Origin of the sequence: Evansella sp. AB-rgal1, assembly GCF_041820985.1 — a bacterium.
In the GTDB taxonomy this organism is placed as follows: domain Bacteria; phylum Bacillota; class Bacilli; order Bacillales; family Salisediminibacteriaceae; genus Evansella.
Window position 1 is genome coordinate 64,334 of record NZ_JBGUAU010000016.1, and the last position, 15,895, is coordinate 80,228.

The 15,895-nt window shown below is 38.7% G+C and carries 12 protein-coding genes and 2 riboswitches; of the genes, 3 read left to right on the forward strand and 9 right to left on the reverse strand.

The features are described 5' to 3' along the window. Positions 1-255 precede the first annotated feature (255 nt). From ACERII_RS14715 to ACERII_RS14735, 5 genes are all read right to left on the reverse strand, one after another. Entirely contained in the window at positions 256-1,467 is a 1,212-nt protein-coding gene (locus ACERII_RS14715) for a DUF4129 domain-containing protein (RefSeq protein ID WP_373643297.1), read from the reverse strand. Then, the gene (locus ACERII_RS14720) at positions 1,467-2,675 is read right to left on the reverse strand and encodes a DUF58 domain-containing protein (RefSeq protein ID WP_373643298.1); all 1,209 of its coding nucleotides are present in this window, start codon (positions 2,673-2,675) and stop codon (positions 1,467-1,469) included. The genes ACERII_RS14715 and ACERII_RS14720 overlap by 1 nt, the downstream gene beginning before the upstream one ends. Next, a complete protein-coding gene (locus tag ACERII_RS14725; RefSeq protein WP_373643396.1) occupies positions 2,672-3,610 on the reverse strand; it encodes an AAA family ATPase in 939 nt (312 codons plus the stop codon). The genes ACERII_RS14720 and ACERII_RS14725 overlap by 4 nt, the downstream gene beginning before the upstream one ends. 360 nt (positions 3,611-3,970) lie before the next feature. Beyond that, a complete protein-coding gene (locus tag ACERII_RS14730) occupies positions 3,971-4,906 on the reverse strand; it encodes a TraB/GumN family protein (protein ID WP_373643299.1) in 936 nt (311 codons plus the stop codon). Between the two features lie 10 nt (positions 4,907-4,916). Further along, complete coding sequence (locus ACERII_RS14735) at positions 4,917-5,129, reverse strand: hypothetical protein (RefSeq protein WP_373643301.1); 213 nt, start codon at positions 5,127-5,129, stop codon at positions 4,917-4,919. A gap of 571 nt (positions 5,130-5,700) precedes the next feature. Here ACERII_RS14735 and ACERII_RS14740 point away from each other — a divergent pair. Further along, positions 5,701-8,970 (forward strand): DEAD/DEAH box helicase, encoded by a 3,270-nt coding sequence (locus ACERII_RS14740; RefSeq protein ID WP_373643302.1) that lies wholly within the window; start codon positions 5,701-5,703, stop codon positions 8,968-8,970. Here the strand turns inward: ACERII_RS14740 and ACERII_RS14745 are convergent. Beyond that, positions 8,967-10,181, reverse strand: a complete 1,215-nt coding sequence (locus tag ACERII_RS14745) for a hypothetical protein (RefSeq protein ID WP_373643305.1) — start codon at positions 10,179-10,181, stop codon at positions 8,967-8,969. The genes ACERII_RS14740 and ACERII_RS14745 overlap by 4 nt on opposite strands. 269 nt (positions 10,182-10,450) lie before the next feature. Between ACERII_RS14745 and cshA the strand changes: the two genes are divergently transcribed. Further along, entirely contained in the window at positions 10,451-12,028 is a 1,578-nt protein-coding gene (gene cshA / locus ACERII_RS14750) for a degradosome RNA helicase CshA (protein WP_373643307.1), read from the forward strand. Between the two features lie 543 nt (positions 12,029-12,571). After that, entirely contained in the window at positions 12,572-12,829 is a 258-nt protein-coding gene (locus tag ACERII_RS14755) for a hypothetical protein (protein ID WP_373643308.1), read from the forward strand. Between the two features lie 96 nt (positions 12,830-12,925). Here ACERII_RS14755 and thiE read toward each other — a convergent pair whose 3' ends face one another. The 3 genes from thiE to ACERII_RS14770 all read right to left on the reverse strand — a co-directional run bounded on the left by thiE (position 12,926) and on the right by ACERII_RS14770 (position 15,541). Next, the gene (thiE, locus tag ACERII_RS14760) at positions 12,926-13,576 is read right to left on the reverse strand and encodes a thiamine phosphate synthase (RefSeq protein ID WP_373643310.1); all 651 of its coding nucleotides are present in this window, start codon (positions 13,574-13,576) and stop codon (positions 12,926-12,928) included. Further along, positions 13,558-14,391 (reverse strand): bifunctional hydroxymethylpyrimidine kinase/phosphomethylpyrimidine kinase, encoded by an 834-nt coding sequence (gene thiD, locus ACERII_RS14765; RefSeq protein ID WP_373643312.1) that lies wholly within the window; start codon positions 14,389-14,391, stop codon positions 13,558-13,560. The genes thiE and thiD overlap by 19 nt, the downstream gene beginning before the upstream one ends. Before the next feature lie 120 nt (positions 14,392-14,511). Beyond that, a riboswitch (TPP riboswitch) is annotated at positions 14,512-14,616 on the reverse strand. 70 nt (positions 14,617-14,686) lie between these two features. Continuing rightward, a complete protein-coding gene (locus ACERII_RS14770; protein WP_373643313.1) occupies positions 14,687-15,541 on the reverse strand; it encodes an HAD family hydrolase in 855 nt (284 codons plus the stop codon). Between the two features lie 174 nt (positions 15,542-15,715). Then, positions 15,716-15,815: riboswitch (TPP riboswitch) on the forward strand. Positions 15,816-15,895 lie beyond the last annotated feature (80 nt).

Below are 15,895 nucleotides of genomic sequence, written 5' to 3' on the forward strand. Positions count from 1 at the left end.
ATCAAGAACTGGGAGACATTCCTAAAAAAAGAGGTTGGGACTAAAGTGTTTTCAGCAAAGAGAACTCCGAACGAAATGATTCTTGGTATACAATTCGCTGCAGAAATATACTTGGCTTTCCGCGGGCGGCTGGTGAGCCGCCGAGTGCTTAAGCACTCTTGGGGTCTCACCCTTGCCTTTTGATCCCGCCGGAGTCTTCGTATATTTCCTCCGCTAAGGCTACTTATCGTTAGCCTTTTCAATGTTACACTTTCGTTATGTTCCAGCCTCATCTTTTAATAGTTTTTTTACAGTTCTTACAGCCCTTTTGTATTTATTGCGTTCTTCGCGATCAATCTCATACTCCCCATATCGAACCTTGTGATAGGTAGAAGTAATATCCTGTTTGACTGAAGAATCAATAGGCAAAGTTGCTAACCAGGCCTCCACTGTTTGATCTTCTTTTCTACCATATCCCCATTTCCCGAGCTTTGTTTCTAGATCATAAAACAACCGACGAACCTCATGATTTGGTGTAAGTATGTTTCTTATCGAAAAGGAAGATTTCCTATTTGAAACTTTGATTGCTTCGTCTCCAGTTTTCACCTTTTCTCCCTTACTAATGAGTAGCTTTCCGTATTTTTTTAGGATAATAATGAGTCCAAAGAGAAGTACAATGATCATAATACCCCAAATAACTTCATCGGTAATAGCATCCACGATCGATGTATCTCTTGATACATTTTGTTGAAAAATGCCATTATCTTCAATCATCATTCCTTCTTCTTCCTCCGTAACATTTTCCGGAAAAAAACTCATTAAATACTGTATTAGATATAGAAACGGTGCTGCTATAAGACCAAGAACAATAAAAAAGAACTGAATTAGCAAATAAAGTAGCTGTCTTAGATAAGGATATAAGAATCCAATGAGGAAGGAAACTCCAGTAATAGCTGGAATCCCTGTCAGAACCCACTTCAAATGGTTTTTCTTTTCGTCCTTATTCACAGTTGACTGAAAGATGGTTGATAATGTTTTTAATAATAATGAAATGCTGAGCTGTACAAATATAAAGAATAACAGTACTTGTCTTCCTTCAAAATGAATAAACCAAAAATAATACAGGATACCAAAGGTTACCGTTAAAAAGAATACCGTCAACTCGCTCGTTTTATCATATTCCTGAATATGAGACAAAACACGCCAAAATAAAACAATAGCTATAAATGCAGCTAGTAGAAAGTGAAAATCAAAACCAAGCCCCACAATGAGAACAAGTGGAATAGTTAAAGCTGATAGCTTAGCAGATTTCGTTAAGAATACCATAAAGCTATAAAGGGCCGTTCCTATTACTACAAAAAGGATAAACGGCATTACTGGAAGGAATACATTATCGGTTGCGTAAAAGGCGAGCAAGAAGATATATAACAGAAACATCTCTTGACCAAAATGCCCCCAACGGATCAGTTCCATTTGAATTCGTGTCATTATCTATCCCCTCCTACTTGATGAAGAGAGGATTCATCTTCCTCTTCTGTATTTATGATTCCTACGCTTCCTCCAACACGCTTTACTCTTTCGTATAGGCGAGATTGTTCTTCATCAATAGGTCCAAAGTGTAAGATGAATGGATGATTTTGATGAGCTAAATTTTTTACCACAACATTCAACATATGTTCTGCTGGAATAGTAATGTTTGACTTACGTATTCGAGCTAGTATTTCAAGTGCTTTTATAAGATGATTATTTGTAGTATTCATTGGTAAATGAAAACCTACACTGGAGCCAGGAACCCTTAGATTAATATACATTTCGAATGAGACTTGATATTTTGTGGCTAATTGACATGCATAGGTTACCTGACTTAATACTTTCTCTAAGTTTGGAATCGTAGGTGCAAAATTATGATCACTACGAATATTGAGTACAAGTGTCCAATGAGAAACAGTAACTTTCTCAAATAATTTTGTCTGCAATGTATCTGTTCGAGCGGATGCTTTCCAATTGATACGATTAAAAGGGTCACTTGATGTATAGTCTCTATTTCCCATAATCATCATGACATCCTCGTACATAGAAAATGGTTGAGGGTGATCCCCTTTTTCAAGTTGTATGATTTTTTCTAACCCTTTCACTCGGACTGGTGTGGGATAAACGATCACTTCACCTTGGAATGGTCCTTCATAGCGAAGTCGAATATGAATAAATTTAAAGAGATCATATACATCTACTTCAATAGTCCTTAATTCTGCTGTACCACGTTTCACAGCTTCTAAATTCATACCAATATTTCTTTTTGTGAGCTTAGGTAACGTAAATGGATGCTCAAAATTTGAGTAATAATTAGTCGAGTCTTCGGATTCAATGACTCTCACAGATTCATCTGTAAAATATAAAAAAAACTTTGCTTTTACTTGAAAAATAGGAATGGACCCCCTATTTTCAAATGGTATTGTAAACCTAATTTTGTCTTCAGGAAAAATCCGTTTCACTATTTTTTCTTCTGATATTGCAATATGATTGATGGCATATTTTAAATAATAATTATTGAGCACCAATACAAAAAGAATGAAAACAGCTAAACTAAATAACATATATTCATTTAAAATAAAGGCAAAAAGAGCAAGGAAAGGAAGGAAATAACCTAAAGAATAATAGGTTTTAGAAAAATTCGTTTGTTTTTTCCAGTGTTTCATTCCTTCACAGCTCCTGCTTCAACGGGAACTTCAATACCTTTTAGTATATTCTCTAGTACTTCCTCCTTTGTACTCCTCATAGAGCTGTCGATAGTAAGTACTAAGCGATGAGATAGGATATAAGGTGCCAATGTCTTTACATCTTCTGGTGTCACATAATTTCTTCCATACAAGTAAGCTCTTGCTTGAAGACTGTGCATGAATGCAATTGTACCCCTTGGGCTAACCCCTACTTCTATGTCCTTTGATTCTCGTGTTGCACGTATGACAGATAAGAAGTAAGTCTCGACTGGTTCAGTTATTTGAACATCCCGTAGTTCCTTTTGCATGTTCTCAATTTCTTCTAATGAAATGACAGTAGATACATTTTCAAAAGGGTGCTGATTCTTATACATTTTTAACATAAGCTGTTCTTCATCGAGCGTAGGATAACCCACTTTAATTTGCATTAAAAAACGGTCCATTTGTGCTTCTGGTAAAGAGAAGGTTCCTTGTTGGGATTCCACAGGATTTTGTGTAGCAATTACGATAAATGGTTTAGGTGTAGAGATTGTTTCACCGTCGATCGTAACTTGACCTTCTTCCATAACTTCTAACAAACTTGATTGAGTTCGTGGAGTAGCACGGTTAATTTCATCTGCTAATAATATATTTGTCATAACAGGACCTGGCCGCATAACAAATTCTTTTTCTTTTGGATTGAAAAACTGAATACCTGTTACATCACTCGGTAAAACATCGGGAGTAAATTGAATACGGCGAAATTTTGCATCAATAGATCTTGCCAACGTTTTTGCTAACATAGTCTTCCCAGTTCCCGGTACATCTTCTAATAAAATATGTCCTTTACTTAATAGTGCAATCATTACAAGCTCAGAAACAGCCTCTTTTCCCACAAGAACAGAAGAGATAGAGTCCTTGATTTTTGATATCATTTCTTGTTGTTTTAACATAAAATACGCTCCTTTTGTTATTTTGGTAAAATGTAAAGAAAATTCTAATTTTTTATTCTTGTTTTAAATACGGAATACATATGTATTGAGTTTCATTTGAAGTTAGATTTACTAAAAATTTACCAATAAACATTATATTTGTATTATAACGAAAATTAGGTAGAATTGCTGGAATAATATAAATCTTTTTGATCTTAAACGTTCGTTTCAAATCATCAGATAGAAGGAGTACTACAGAAAGAGGTAACAATGAAAAAAGACAACGAGCAAACGTTGTCTTTAACTAATTAAGAATTTCTAAGATAGGGAAGCAGAATATCCCTTTAATAGAGCGTAAAACAATTACTGTAAACCTGCTTGGATTTCGTATCCCCGCTCTTTTAATAAACCAATAATACTCGTGTCTCCTACTAGATGCATCGCGCCCACCACAACAAAATAAGTTTCGTTGGCATCTCCAAGAATAAATTCTTCAACCTTTCCCGCCATTTCGTAATCTCGTTCATCCATAAGAGCGTACAAATACTCTTGATAATCTTCACTTCGGGATTCATCCATCACACGATATTCCAGTAAAGAATCCTCATCCCCTGTTCTCCAAATATTCATTAGTGTTTCCAATTCCTCCAGACCCTGGTCGAACGTATCAATAGCAGTTATTAATTCCTCCACTTGCGTTTCTTCACTTAAGATAGTACCTAGTTGTAACTGATCTTCGTACGTTTCAAGACTAATAATTTCCATGTTCCCCTCAGCTTTTTCTAAAAAGTACATATCAATTCCGTAATCAGGGTCAAACCCAGCTTCAGAAGCCGCTGAAACCGAAAGTAAGTCTTGAACAATAAACGGTTTAAACATGTTGAGGACAAAGTCGTCATAGCCGTATGGAGAAAGGAGTGTTGTCAATTTCTCAAAATGATCATCTCCAATCACCTGACTTAATGATCGTCCATCCATATAAACACCGATTTCTTGAAGTAGTTGCATCATTTCCAGTTCATTTAGATCAGAGATATCAACTTCAACAGCTAAATAGTCTGATTCGGCAAATGCTTCCTCAATGTTTTCATGTAATGGGTAAATGTCTTCCGACCCAACGTGGATAGAGCCTAATAAATAGACAGTGTTGCTAGTCTCCTCAACTTTATAAAAAATCCCTTTGGAAGCTTCGTCGATCTCGGCATTGTTTTTCAAAGTCTCGGAGTCTGTTGTGGTGCTGCATCCTATGATAAGAAAAAATAGGGTTGCTACGTAAATGATTTGGTAAAGTTTCTTCATAATTGCCCCCTTAAGTAAAAATGATGATACAAGTTGTAATGATAATCGCTAATACAAGAGTTATTATCCACGAAACGATATTATTTTTAGGTTCAGAAAGCATCTCACCTAAATGATAGATAAGAGAGAAAAATCCGCCTGTTGTAACATAGTCGGTCAACTCAGCTTTTTCGCGATCCTTTTTCGACCATTTCATTTCAACATCATCGTCTTTATTTTTCATAACGAACCTCCTTCAATTTCCGATAATCTAGTACCTATAACTCAAATTTTCAAACCGTAGGAATCTAACTAGTTTGGCTACTTAGTAACACACAAATCTTCGGGGTAGACCTCAGCATGTCGGATGAAAAAGCGTTATGAGTATAGTTAGTACTATTTCACTTGTGCAAGTCCAAGAACTCCAGTGAGAAGCAGAGCAGAGGCGAGACACCGCAGAATGGTTGCGCTTGAGGAGTCTTGCCGGCTCCCCCAGGTAAGGAGTGGGCTGTTACGAATGAAATACAAACCAATTGAGTTAGTAATACTAGATAAGTTCCCCATTAATGAGATTCACGTATTTTCGGGGTAGACATTTCAGAGCTTTAGTGGTTTAAGCTTCATTGAAACACGGATTTTATGAAAAAGAAAAATAAAAAATGCGAAATCTTTCAAATTCGTATAGAAAAATTGTTAAAATGGAAGAATGGTAGAAGATAACTAGTTCCGATTGTTTATAATACGAATAACATAGGCTATAGGTTTCATTTAAGTGACTGTAGGTACTCATATAAATGAGAGTAAAGGTGATACATATGAATATTTTCAACATTACAGAGGAAGAGATCGCCAAACTCTGTAGTTCAATGGTGTTAAAACGAGGAAAGGAATATTATTTTAGAAGTGAAGTAGAGGAGCTAGTTTTTGATGTCGAGGACCTTGGATTTCATGCCATTGTTCATGGTACTGACACATATGAGGTGGATATCAATGCAAAATTAGATGGTGAAATCACTCACTTTCGCTGCTCTTGTCCTGCTCACGAACAGTATTCAGGAATTTGTAAGCATGTTGTAGCAGTGCTTTTTGAAATGAAAAGTCAAGAATCATGGGAGCTTTTCCCCACGGAAAGACGAGTTACATCTTGGGATCATAAAACACAGTCTCCAGCAACTGATGTGGATTATTATGAAAAAATGAAAGCAAATGACATAATTTCTTCCTTTCAACAAATATATTTGAAAAAGCAAGAAACGTATCATGATCGAGACACACTTCAAGTGGAATATCTCATAAAGCTAGAACCGAAAATGGTCTCATATCGGACTGCGTCCATTGAGCTTGAGTTAAAAGTTGGACCACAAAGGTTGTACGTTGTAAAAGATCTAAAGGAGTTTCTTCGTGTCGTTCATTATGATCATACTCTAAAGTTTGCGAAGCATTTTACATATGATCCAGCGGACTATATTCTTTCTGAGGAAGATAAGGGAATTTTCCAATGGCTATGGAGACTTTATCATTTACGGGATGATCAGCATCGAAGGCTTACTTTTTCTCATTTTCGCCAAGATAGTAAAGAGGAGAGACGATCTCTTGATATTCCAGCACCTGTTGTAATGGAATTCTTAGAAAAACTACAAGGTCGAAACGTTGTTGTGGATATTCATGGAACGGAGTATAAAGGATTTGACCTTGTTAATGGAACATTACCACTGCAATTTTCTATTGGTAACTCAGCGGACCATGAAGGACAGTTTTATTTTAAATGGGAAAATGACGAGGATATAGCTTTTTTTGGAACAGATTACGATGTCTTGTTTCATCGTGGTCAGTTTTATGAACTAGAAGAAGGGCAAGGGGAAGCAATTGAGTTATTAATAGATCATTTAGCGAAATATCATCCAGCAGAAATGACAATTACTCAAGATCAATTGGAAAATTTCGCTTCTCTTGTTTTACCGCAGCTGCAGAAGGTTGGAGAAGTAGATGTTGCAGAAAATGTTCGGGAAAAAATCCAGATGGAGCCATTAAAAGGAAAGCTATATGTGGATTATCAAGAGGATCGTTTGACTGCAGAATTAATATTTCAGTATGGGGACGAGCAATATTCTCCATTTGATCCCCCACAACCTTACTCTGGGCGGGTTACCGTTCGTGATATGGAAAAGGAATACTTTCTCTTGTCTCATGTGGAGAAAGTTCCGTTTAAGTACAATGGTCGTGAGCTTTATTTAGAAGACTTTGATGAGATACTAGATTTTGTTATGGAGGATTTACCATTATTGTCGGAGTGGCTTGATGTTTTCGCTACAACGAGAGTAAAAGGATTAATATACGATCCACCAGAACGGCCTTCTATTAAGGTGGAAGCGGATGAACGATTAAATTTACTAGATGTGGAATTCCAAATGGAAGGAATCGATGAACGGGAGATAGATGAAATCTTACAAGCATTACTTTCGAACAAAAAGTACTATAAGCTTTCTAGTGGTTCGTTTCTAAACTTGGAAGATGATGAGTTTCAACAAATGAAGGGCATGCTTGCTGACCTTGATTTATCACGATCTCAAGTACAACATCAAACGAAAATACCGATGATGAAGGCATTTCAACTTTCGGAAAACTATGGTTTTGCTTTAAAAAAGGGAAAAGCGTTTCGAAGTTTGTTAGAAAGAATGCTACATCCAGAAGAAGTGGAAGCAATTATTCCAGAAGAACTGGACCCAATATTGCGTGATTATCAAAAAACAGGGTTTAAATGGTTAAAAACCTTATCTCACTATGGATTCGGTGGAATACTAGCAGATGACATGGGGCTAGGGAAAACACTACAAATGATTACGTATCTTGTGGATAAAAAGCAAGAAGGGATGTTAGGGGCGACCCTGATTATTTGTCCATCCAGCTTGGTTTACAATTGGCAAAAAGAAATTGAGCGTTTTTCTCCAGAGCTTTCAACGGTAGTAGTGAGTGGCTCTGTGGAAGAGAGGAAAGAAGCTATTGCTGTGATGGATAACAAAGATATCATTATTACATCTTATCCACTCATTCGACGGGATTTTGATGCCTATCGTGATAAGGTCTTCTCCACCTTGATTCTTGATGAAGCTCAATATGTAAAAAATGATTGGACCAAAACATCAAAAGCAGTAAAGGCAATACAGGCCAAGCAAGCTTTTGCATTAAGTGGAACACCAATTGAGAATTCACTAAATGAGCTACACTCTATTTTTGACTTAGTGCTACCTGGATTATTCAAAAATAAAACAGCTTTTAAAGCCATGGAGCAAGAAAAGGTTGCTAAGCGCATTCGTCCTTTTGTTCTTCGTCGTTTGAAAAAAGATGTATTGACGGAGCTCCCTGACAAAATGGAATCTGTACAATATACAGAGCTTACAGAAGAGCAGAAGAAGGTGTATCTTGCACAGTTACGACTAATTCGAAATGATGCAAAGGAAGCGATTGATTCAAAAACATTGCAGGAAAATCGCATGAAAATTTTGGCTGGCTTAACAAGGTTACGCCAAATATGCTGTCATCCAGCTTTGTTTATGAAGGATTATAGTGGCGGATCAGGCAAAATGGACCGACTATTCGAGTATTTAGAAGAGGCGGTAGCATCCGGACGTCGTGTTGTATTGTTTAGTCAGTTTACCCAAATGCTAGGACTTATTAAAGAGCGCTTAAAGGTTTATGGTTGGGATTATCACTATTTAGATGGTTCCACTCCTTCGCGTGATCGTGTGGAATTAGCTGACCGATTTAATAATGGAGAAAAAGATCTCTTCTTAATTTCGTTGAAGGCTGGAGGAACCGGCTTGAATTTAACAGGAGGAGATACGGTAATCTTGTTTGACTCATGGTGGAATCCTGCAGTGGAAGAACAGGCGGCAGATCGTGTTTATCGATTTGGTCAGAAAAATGTGGTCCAAGTAACAAAGCTCATTACAACAGGTACCATCGAGGAAAAAATCCATAAACTTCAAGAACAAAAAAGAGAATTGTTGGACCGGGTAATCCAACCAGGAGAAACGATGATCTCCTCCTTAAGTAAAGAGGATATAGAAGAGTTGTTGGAGATTTAGTTTCGTTTGAAATATAGTTGGGAAGTGGAACTGTGAAGGTGCTCTAGAGTGTTGATCGCACCTTTCAGGTGGAAAAAGTATTTTGAAAGGAGCGCAATGGTGTTGATCGAACCTTTCAGGAGGAAAAAGTATTTTGAAAGGTGCGTTGGAGCGTAGATCGCACCTTTCAGGAGAAAAAAGTTCACTGAAAGGTGCGCTAGAGTGTTGATCGAACCTTTCAGGAGGAAAAAGTATTTTGAAAGGTGCGTTGGAGCGTTGATCGCACCTTTCAGAAGGAAAAAGCTCTCTGAAAGGTGCGCTAGAGCGTAGATCGCACCTTTCAGGAGGGAAAAGCTCTCTGAAAGGTGCGCTAGAGTGTTGATCGCACCTTTCAGGAGGAAAAAGTTCACTGAAAGGTTCGCTAGAGTGTTGATCGCACCTTTCAGGAGGAAAAAGCTCTCTGAAAGGTTCGCTAGAGCGTAGATCGAACCTTTCAGAAGGAAAAAGCTCTCTGAAAGGTGCGCTAGAGCGTAGATCGAACCTTTCAGAAGGAAAAAGCTCTCTGAAAGGTGCGCTAGAGAGTAGATCGCACCTTTCAGGAGGGAAAAGCTCTCTGAAAGGTGCGCTAGAGCGTTGATCGAACCTTTCAGGAGGAAAAAGCTCTCTGAAAGGTGCGTTAGAGCGTAGATCGCACCTTTCAGAAGGAAAAAGCTCTCTGAAAGGTGCGTTGGAGCGTAGATCGAACCTTTCAGGAGGGAAAAACTCTCTGAAAGGTGCGCTAGAGCGTAGATCGAACCTTTCAGGAGGAAAAAGCTCTCTGAAAGGTGCGCTAGAGCGTAGATCGCACCTTTCAGGAGGAAAAAGCTCTCTGAAAGGTGCGTTGGAGCGTAGATCGCACCTTTCAGGAGAAAAAAGTTCACTGAAAGGTGCGCTAGAGTGTTGATCGAACCTTTCAGGAGAAAAAAGTTCACTGAAAGGTGCGCTAGAGCGTAGATCGAACCTTTCAGGAGGAAAAAGCTCTCTGAAAGGTGCGCTAGAGCGTAGATCGCACCTTTCAGGAGGAAAAAGCTCTCTGAAAGGTGCGCTAGAGCGTAGATCGCACCTTTCAGGAGGAAAAAGCTCTCTGAAAGGTGCGCTAGAGAGTAGATCGCACCTTTCAGGAGGAAAAAGTATTCTGAAAGGTGCGTTGGAGTGAAAAGCGGAACTTTTAAGGAGGTACTAAGTATTTCCATAAAAAAACAATTCGCTAATTTTGGCAATGTGTGGTAGAGTAGACAAGTTAAAAGAATTGCATTCATCGCTATTCAGCGTTAAGCACTGATAAAATAGCGAAATCCTTTTTTATACGAATAAGAACATCGACTTCGATTTTTAAGCTTATTCCATATAGAGAGAATAAGCTTTTTTCATTGGATAAATAATAAGCGAAGATATAGATACATTATAAAAAATGTTCACAGATCGTATAGAAAAAATGCGATAAGTAAAGGAGAAATAAATATTGGCACTATTTCAAGAGTTAAACATTGAACCGTCGATTGTCAGAGCGATTGAGAAAATGGGGTTTACAGAAACAACACCAATCCAGGAGAAGGTTATCCCAATTGCAAAAGAAGGTAAGGATATCATTGGTCAAGCTCAAACTGGAACTGGGAAAACAGTAGCTTTCGGAATCCCGTGTGTAGAACAAATTAATACAGAGAACAAACATCCTCAAGCATTAGTTTTAACACCGACAAGAGAACTTGCTATTCAAGTATCTGAGGAGTTGAACAAGCTAGGATCAGTAAAAGGTATTCATTCTTTAGCGATTTATGGTGGACAAGAAATTCATAAGCAGATTACTGCATTGAAGAAGCGTCCACAAATTATTGTAGCAACACCTGGTCGTTACATGGACCATATGCGAAGAAAAACGATTCGTCCTGAGTACCTAAGTGTAGTTATTTTGGATGAAGCGGATGAAATGTTGAGCATGGGTTTTATTGAGGACATTGAAACAATATTAGCGGAAGTACCTTCTGAGAGACATACAATGTTGTTTTCCGCAACAATGCCTCCTAAACTAAAGAGTATTGCTGATCGTTTTATGAAAAGTCCAGTTAATGTTGCTGTGAAAGCGAAGCACTTAACGGTGGAAAATATCGAGCAGAGATACATTGTTATGCCTGAGAAGGATAAGTTTGATGTATTGTGTAACTTGCTTGATTTGGAGACGCCAGAACTTGCGATTATTTTCGGGCGTACGAAGCGTCGTGTTGATGAGCTTACGGAATCTTTGAGTATTCGTGGTTTCGGCGTAGAGGGGCTTCATGGTGATATGAAGCAGGAACGTCGTGATCAGGTTATTCGTAAATTTAAGCGTGGTACTATTGAAGTGATGGTTGCGACAGATGTTGCGGCACGTGGGCTTGATGTAAATGATGTTTCCCATGTAATTAACTTTGATTTACCTCAGGATCATGAGAGCTATGTTCACCGTATTGGGCGAACTGGTCGTGCTGGGAAGAAAGGGATTTCTTACAGCTTTGTGACTCCTAAGGAAAAAGACCATCTTTTATATATTGAGCAATCTACAAAGCAGCAAATGAAGAAAGTGGATGCTCCGTCTTATAATGATGCTCTTCGTGGTCGTCATCAGCAAGCTGTTGAATTATTGGTAAGTTCAATTGATAGTTCAGAAGCGCAAAAATTGACTGGTGAAGCGAAAAGATTATTGTCAGAGCAGGATCCAGTTGCATTAGTTGCAGCCGCTTTGAAATTAATTACGAAGGAACCGAGCAAGTCCCAAGTAAAAATTACTGGTGAAGCACCGGTTCGTTCGAAGCATAAACCGCAACGTGATGGTGGCGGTGGAAGACGTAAACGTGGTGATCGTGGTGGTAGCGGTGGCGGTGGCCCTCGCATCAACGCAAAGAAGCGTGGACCGAAAAAAGAGCGTGACCGTGTAGCTGTTGGTGCAGGAGCGAGTACTGGTTCAGCTTCTGGTAGCGGCGGTGGCCGTGGTGGATCAGGACGTTCTGGTGGCGGACGTGACGATCGAAGAAGAGATGAAAGAAGAAGCCGTAAAACTCGTTAAGATAAGTTATGAAAACTGTTATTGTGATCTTTTGGTCATGATGGCAGTTTTTTTTTGCACTTTGTGCGGTTTTTTTAGGTGTGTAAACTAGGTTTTTGTGCGATCGAACCACGATTTTGTGCGATTCACGCGATTTCTGTGCGATCGAACCACGTTTTGTGCGATTCTCGCGATTTCTGTGCGATCGAACCACGTTTCTGTGCGATTCACGCGATTTCTGTGCGATCGAACCACGATTTTGTGCGATTCACGCGATTTCTGTGCGATCGAACCACGATTTTGTGCGATTCACGCGATTTCTGTGCGATCGAACCACGATTTTGTGCGATTCACGCGATTTCTGTGCGATCGAACCACGATTCTGTGCGATTCACGCGATTTTTGTGCGATCGAACCACGTTTCTGTGCGTTCGACCCTGTCAAATTAAATTACCAACAATGATTTTCAAAAATATATGCATAATTCCAACCTCCAAGTATATATTTCTTAAAAGAGATATAGGGTGAACAAGATGATCCTTGATTGGGAGAGGGGGAGTGAAAATGAGTTACCATGTACCACCGAAAAGTCCGGGGCTAGCAGCAGTATTAAGTGCCGTATGGACAGGGTTGGGGCAGATCTATAACGGGCAAATAGGTAAAGGCGTCCTGTTTATGGTGATTCAATTTATTAATGCATTATTAATAGCAGTGTTAATTGGAATCATTACATATCCCTTATTTTGGATTTATGGAATGGTAGATGCATACAAGACAGCGGAAATGTTAAATAGAGGAGAGGGGCCACCGAGGAAAATATAGGTGAGACCTACAAACTCGCTTATTTTCAGTGAAGAACAATAAAAAGATAAACCTAGCGTGGGCATTCATAATACTCTCCGCTAGGTTTTCCTATATTTATTCCCAAATCAATTGTAATTGCTTTGCGGCGTCAGCGGGATCAGCTGCTTTCGAAATAGCGGAAATGATAGCTAACCCATCAGCGCGACCAGAAACTACCTCAGGAGCGTTCTCCTTTGTAATTCCTCCAATAGCTACGATAGGTGCTTCTACACCTTCAGAACGCAATTGTGCGATAAACTGAGGACCACAAACTTCCTCGGTATCATCTTTCGTTGTGGTTGGAAAAACAGGACCAACTCCTAAGTAATCTGCTCCAACCGCTAATGCACGCTGTGCTTCTTCCAAAGAATGAGCAGATATGCCAAGGATTTTATCGCCAATTTTATGGCGTATTTCCGAGGCGTTTCCGTCTCCTTGTCCTATATGGATACCGTCTGCATCGAGTGCCAATGCTAATTCCACATCATCATTAACAATAAAAGGAATGTTTGCCGCCATACAAATTTCCTTAAGTTCTCTTCCTAACGCTATTTTTTCTTCTCCTGTTAATGCGTTACTTCCTTTTTCACGATACTGGAATATGGTTATTCCACCTTTAATTGCTTGCTGAAGCACATCTGAAATGGGATTGGACGAGTTATTACTTCCTGCAATGAAATACACCTTAAGAAAGTCTCGCATCTGGTCTATATTGATTCTTGCCATGTTTTCACCTCAACGTTGTTTTCAAATTGTCGGTGAGCTCCGTGATGTGTTGGACCATGCCCCCCACCGATATTTAGGGAATGTTGAATTGCTAAATGAATAAAGTGTTTTGCCTGTTCAATTGCTTCAAGCATTGTCCGCCCTTTTGCTAGTTCCGCTGTCACTGCTGATGCAAAGGAGCAACCAGTTCCGTGTGTATTTTTTGTATCGACTCTTGGGTACTCAAAGTAATAATAGTTTTCACCATCGAAGTAAAGGTCTACAGTTGTATCGTTATTTACGTCATGCCCACCTTTAATAACTACGCCTCTAACGCCCATACGAAGGAAATCTTTGGCAGCCTTTTTTCTATCTTCTAATGTTTCTATGTTTCGTTCTGTAATTGCCTCCGCCTCTGGAATATTAGGGGTAGCTACCGTTGCAAGAGGAAGAAGGTCCTCAATAAGTGCCTTTGTTGAATTTTCTGTTAGTAGAGAAGCACCACCCTTTGCTATCATGACAGGGTCTACTACGACATTTTTCCAATTGTAAAAACGAATTTTTTCAGCAACAAGCCGTATACGTTCTTCATCAAAAAGCATTCCAGTTTTTACTGCGTCTACTCCAATATCTTCCGCTACAGAAGTAATTTGCTGATTCAACGCCTCTGCTGCAACAGGATATACGCCTTGTACTCCTAATGTGTTTTGTGCTGTGATAGCTGTAATTGCAGACATTCCAAACACTTGCAGCTCTTGAAATGTTTTTAGATCCGCTTGAATGCCGGCGCCACCGCCACTATCTGAACCTGCTATTGTCAATGCTCTTGCTATCATAATTGTTCCATCCTCTCGTTGATCATATTCTGTAACGCTATGTAAAAAACACCGTCCCATCACGGAACGGTGTAAGAATGCGTTGTCCATGTAAATAACTATATACTACATGTTCTCATGCGTTTATCCGTTCCACTTCCCTACGCTAGAATGACCTAGATCAGGTTATAAGGGATCAAGGCTTATGTCCTTGTCTCAGCTTCGTCGGCACCCCTAGTGGAGACTTATGAATTTCTTTTATCGTATCATATACATGAAAGGAATAGAAAATATTTTTCTTGAGTGGGATAGTTTGTTATAGATTGAATTTAGTTTTAAGATAGTGATATACCCCATCTTCGTCACAAGTGAATTCTGTAACCTCGTCTACACGTTCTTTAATATGGTCGGGTGCATTTTTCATGGCAACAGAATAGGTAACAAACTCAATCATCGGTATATCATTGTCGCTATCACCGATTCCCATAATTTCTGCACCAGTTAGATTAAAATAAGCTAACATTTCCTTAATACCGGAGGCCTTATTCACGTTTGCCACCATAACCTCTACATTATGTTGAGAGGAAGTAGAGGTAGTAAAAGGTATTTCTTGTTTTATCTTATCAAGATCATTTTTCCAGTTATTAATTTTTTCTTTCGTTCTTGCAAAAAAGTAAAACTTCGAAAATGTTGTTCCTTCGATTGTATTCGTCCAAGCAATTTCTTCCTTCATTGCTTGTTTTCGTGAAAGCCATTCATTAATTCCGACACCATCTGGTTTTGGATCACTAATTTCATCTTCCATAAAGCTTTTATCTCGTTTTAAAGTAATTCGATCACTTCCGTATGGAAAGAGCTCATAATAAACATTATTTTCTCCAGCCTTTTCAACAATTCTCTCTACCAATTTACGGGAAAGTGAATGCTCGAATACTACTTTTTTCTCGACATATCCAGCCATTCCGTTGGACGTAATATATCCATCTACTTGAAAACCAGATGGTACGACTCCTTCAATTTCATCGAAAGATCTACCTGTTGCGATGAAAACTAAGAATCCTTTTTTCCGTAATTGATCAATAATTTCTTTCGTATGTATGCTTACTTTATTGTAATGATTTAATATGGTACCGTCCATATCTAAAAAAATTGCTTTAGGTTTAAATTCCACTGAGAAGCCTCCTATTATGATAAAACTTACTCAATAAGTATACACGTCTCTAAATAATGTCTCAATTGAAGAAACTGCGAGAAGGTCCTTACATATATATCCATTCGTTCTAAATTGTTCACAAGAGTTCATTAGTTTGTTATCATGAGAGTTGTAAGTTTGATAATTTCATATTTTTTATGCTAGGGGTGCCATAAATATGGCTGAGAGGAAAATCCGACCCTTTGAACCTGACTTGGTTAGCACCAACGTAGGGAAGCGACTTGAATACATTAACTTGTTCATCAAGCTCGCCCCTCACTGGCGAGCTTTTTTAGTACGTTTGAGGGATTGGGTAGTGACGACTGTAAAACA

What these genes read in the sequence shown, in the direction of transcription:
- ACERII_RS14745 (WP_373643305.1), bottom strand. Translation starts at nt 10,181, where the DNA reads ATGGAAATACTTAGTACCTCCTTAAAAGTTCCGCTTTTCACTCCAACG.
- ACERII_RS14740 (WP_373643302.1), top strand. Translation starts at nt 5,701, where the DNA reads ATGAATATTTTCAACATTACAGAGGAAGAGATCGCCAAACTCTGTAGT.
- thiE (WP_373643310.1), bottom strand. Translation starts at nt 13,576, where the DNA reads ATGGCAAGAATCAATATAGACCAGATGCGAGACTTTCTTAAGGTGTAT.
- ACERII_RS14720 (WP_373643298.1), bottom strand. Translation starts at nt 2,675, where the DNA reads ATGAAACACTGGAAAAAACAAACGAATTTTTCTAAAACCTATTATTCT.
- ACERII_RS14715 (WP_373643297.1), bottom strand. Translation starts at nt 1,467, where the DNA reads ATGACACGAATTCAAATGGAACTGATCCGTTGGGGGCATTTTGGTCAA.
- ACERII_RS14730 (WP_373643299.1), bottom strand. Translation starts at nt 4,906, where the DNA reads ATGAAGAAACTTTACCAAATCATTTACGTAGCAACCCTATTTTTTCTT.
- ACERII_RS14735 (WP_373643301.1), bottom strand. Translation starts at nt 5,129, where the DNA reads ATGAAAAATAAAGACGATGATGTTGAAATGAAATGGTCGAAAAAGGAT.
- thiD (WP_373643312.1), bottom strand. Translation starts at nt 14,391, where the DNA reads ATGATAGCAAGAGCATTGACAATAGCAGGTTCAGATAGTGGCGGTGGC.
- ACERII_RS14755 (WP_373643308.1), top strand. Translation starts at nt 12,572, where the DNA reads ATGAGTTACCATGTACCACCGAAAAGTCCGGGGCTAGCAGCAGTATTA.
- ACERII_RS14725 (WP_373643396.1), bottom strand. Translation starts at nt 3,610, where the DNA reads ATGATATCAAAAATCAAGGACTCTATCTCTTCTGTTCTTGTGGGAAAA.